Source organism: Actinoplanes sp. NPDC051633 (assembly GCF_040681735.1).
In the GTDB taxonomy this organism is placed as follows: domain Bacteria; phylum Actinomycetota; class Actinomycetes; order Mycobacteriales; family Micromonosporaceae; genus Actinoplanes.
Genome location: NZ_JBFAZH010001024.1, coordinates 1 through 2790, shown reverse-complemented (window position 1 = coordinate 2790; position 2790 = coordinate 1). Strand labels below are relative to the sequence as shown.

General features: G+C 71.0%; 4 protein-coding genes and 1 pseudogene. 2 read left to right on the top strand and 3 right to left on the bottom strand.

Annotated features, from left to right (window positions below; all coding sequences use genetic code 11):
- Nucleotides 1–43: 43 nt before the first annotated feature.
- The 3 genes from AB0M20_RS36270 to msrB are packed head-to-tail and all read right to left on the bottom strand — an operon-like array spanning nt 44 to nt 1636.
- Entirely contained in the window at nt 44–679 is a 636-nt protein-coding gene (locus tag AB0M20_RS36270) for a Glu/Leu/Phe/Val dehydrogenase dimerization domain-containing protein (protein ID WP_364305156.1), read from the bottom strand.
- 59 nt (nt 680–738) lie between these two features.
- Entirely contained in the window at nt 739–1203 is a 465-nt protein-coding gene (locus AB0M20_RS36265; protein WP_364305154.1) for an Lrp/AsnC family transcriptional regulator, read from the bottom strand.
- A 16-nt stretch (nt 1204–1219) separates the two neighbouring features.
- Nucleotides 1220–1636, bottom strand: coding sequence for a peptide-methionine (R)-S-oxide reductase MsrB (gene msrB, locus AB0M20_RS36260; protein WP_364305152.1), 417 nt, complete (start codon nt 1634–1636; stop codon nt 1220–1222).
- Nucleotides 1637–1704: 68 nt separating this feature from the next.
- Here msrB and AB0M20_RS36255 point away from each other — a divergent pair, with 68 nt between their 5' ends.
- On the top strand, nt 1705–2148 hold the full coding sequence (locus tag AB0M20_RS36255; protein WP_364305150.1) for a hypothetical protein: 444 nt from the start codon (nt 1705–1707) through the stop codon (nt 2146–2148).
- Nucleotides 2149–2242: 94 nt separating this feature from the next.
- Nucleotides 2243–2790, top strand: a pseudogene (locus AB0M20_RS36250) (hypothetical protein); the annotation flags it as partial.

Below are 2790 nucleotides of genomic sequence, written 5' to 3'. Positions count from 1 at the left end.
CTAGCAATCGATTGTCGCGTTTCTTTATCAAATTTTGGTGCGACTAATCGACTGGGCGACCCCGCGCCTCGGCCAGGGCCCGGCGCTGCGGGTCGGCGTCGGACACGACGAGCCGGGCGCCGCGCCCGGCCAGGTGGGCGCCGACGCGGGCGCCGACGTGCCCGAGCCCCAGGATGGAGAAGGAGACCGACGACAGATCGCGGCCTGGCCACAGGTGTTCGCACACCGCCTCGAGGGAGACGGTGACGCCGAGGGCGGTGGGGCCGGAGGAGTCGCCGCTGCCGGCGGGCTCCGGGCGGCAGAGGACGTATTTCGTCCGGCGACCGATCTCCTCCATGTCGGCCGGGCTCGAGCCGACGTCGGGGCCGGTGAGATAGGCGCCGCGCAGGCTGTCGATCACGTCGGCGATGTCGGCGAGGAGGTGACTCCGGTCGCCCGGCGGGCCGGTCAGCGCGACGACGGTCTTGCCGCCGCCGTGGTCGAGGCCGGCCAGCGCGGCCTTCTCGGTCATCGCCGCCGACAGGCGCACGGCGTCGGCAACGCCGTCGGCCCAGGTGGGATAGGTCTTGATGCGGCAGCCGCCGAGCGCCGGACCCAGGCGGGTGGAGTCGATGCTCACGATGATCGGCTGCCCGGTCCGGGACCCTCGTTCGACGATCAGTCTTTCCGGTGTGTGCATGCCGGTAGTGCAGCAGCGCGGCCGTCGACGTGGAGCGTTTGCCGAACGATATTCGGCACTCAGGCCCTTTCGAGCATCGACTGAACGGTGCGGCGCCGATTGTGCTGGTAGACGATCGACGTCCGGAACCCGATCACTTCCTTGCGCCGGCTGAACTTGTCGACCAGCAGGCTGTGCACGGCGGCGATGGTCGGCACCGCCACGTGCACCATGAAGTCGTCGCCGCCACCGAGCGTGTAGACCGACAGGACCTCCGGCTGCTGAAGCGCGAAGCTCTCGAAGGCGCGGATGACGTCGCGGCTCAGCGGCCGCACCTGGAACGCGATCATCGCCTCGACGCCGCGGCCGACCCGCTCGAGGTCGACCTCGGCGTGGTAGCCGGTGATCACGCCGCTGACCTCGAGGGCGCGCGTGCGAACCAGGCAGCTGGACGGCGCCAGGCCGACCCGGGCGGCCAACTGCCGGTTCGTCAGACGGGCGTTCTGTTGCAGTTCCTCGATGATCGCCGAATCTCGTTCGTCCATCCGGCGATTATCGCCGTCAGCCGGCCTGCGCCGGGTCGAGCTTGATGGACAGGCTGTTGACGCAGTGGCGGGTGTTCTTCTCGGTCATCATCTCGCCGCGGAAGACGTGCCCGAGGTGGCTGTCGCAACGGGCACAGCGGATCTCGGTGCGGACCATGCCGTGCGAGTAGTCGTCGATCTCCTTGACCGCGCCGGGGATGGCGTCGTCGAAGGACGGCCACCCGCAGTGGCTGTCGAACTTGGTGTCGCTCGGGTAGAGCTGGGCGCCGCAGGCGCGGCACTGGTAGACGCCCTCGGTCTTGGTGTTGACGTACTCACCCGAGAAGGCGGGCTCGGTGCCGGCCTGGCGCAGCACCCGGAACTCGGCGGGGGTGAGCCGGACGCGCCACTCGTCCTCGGAGGTGGGGAGGGTGATGGGCTCTTCTGTTGCCATGTCGTCAACCGTACGTCGGTCGCACCCGACGTGCGGCTGACCCGGTTCTGGCGGTCGTTGAGACACTCATGGAAGCCGCTTTCACGCCCACCTGGCAGCAGGCGCTGCGCCACGGCCTGTTCTCCGGATCCCTCGTCGGCCTGGCCGGCGCCCTGCTCTCCGCCGTGATCGCTCCGGTGCCGAGCCCGCTCTGGCTGGCGCTGGCGATCACGTCGCTGCTGGCGGGCATGGCCGGTGGCGCGCTGGCCGGCCGGCGGGGCACCCGGATCGACGCGGGCGGCATCCGGACCGCGCACCGGCACGAGCCGTGGAGCCGGGTGGTGGATCTGCGGGCGGAGCGGCGCGGCGCGCGTACCGTCGTCTCGGTCTATCTGGAGTCCGGCGCGAGCGTGCAGCTCGCCGCGCCGTACAGCGGCGAAGGGCTCCTCGCGGCGGATCCTCAGTTCGAGCTGAAGGTCTCGGCGCTGTCGCACCTGTGGCGCAGTCACCGGATCGGCGGCGTCCCGTGCTGATGCAACTCGCGGGGGCCGGTTACCGCTAATTCGGACATTAGGGTTAAACTCCCCCGGACGGAAACGGACCATCAGCAACAGAACGGACTCCCTCATGAGCTTGACGCGCCGGTTGGCCGCTGGACTCCCCGCGGCCGGCGTCATCGCCTTCGCCACCCTGGCCTTCTCCGGAACGCCCGCCCTCGCCACCGGCGACGGGTCGCAGCGTGCCGGGCAGCCGGTGGTGATGGCGACGCCGTGCGACACCGACGCCGCCCGCACCGACTGCGACGCCTCCGCGGGCAGCGACGGGTACGGCGGTGGCGCCCAGGCCGACAACGATGACGACGACATCCCGAACGACAACGCGACGGGTGACAACAACGGCAACAACGACGACACCCGGGGCAACACGGGTTACGGCGGCGAGAGCCCGGCGCCGTCGCCGTCGGAGACCACGCCGACCGGCACCACCGACACGGTCCCGCCGGGCGGTGGCGAGAGCCCCGGCACGACCTCCCCGAGCACGCCCGGCGGCGGGGTCAGCGCGGGCGGCAACCTGCCCCTGACCGGCGCCCCGATGGGCGCGACCATCGGGCTGGGCTCGGCGATGGTCGTCGCCGGCGCGGCGGCGGTCTGGTACACCCGGCGGCGTCGTTCCGC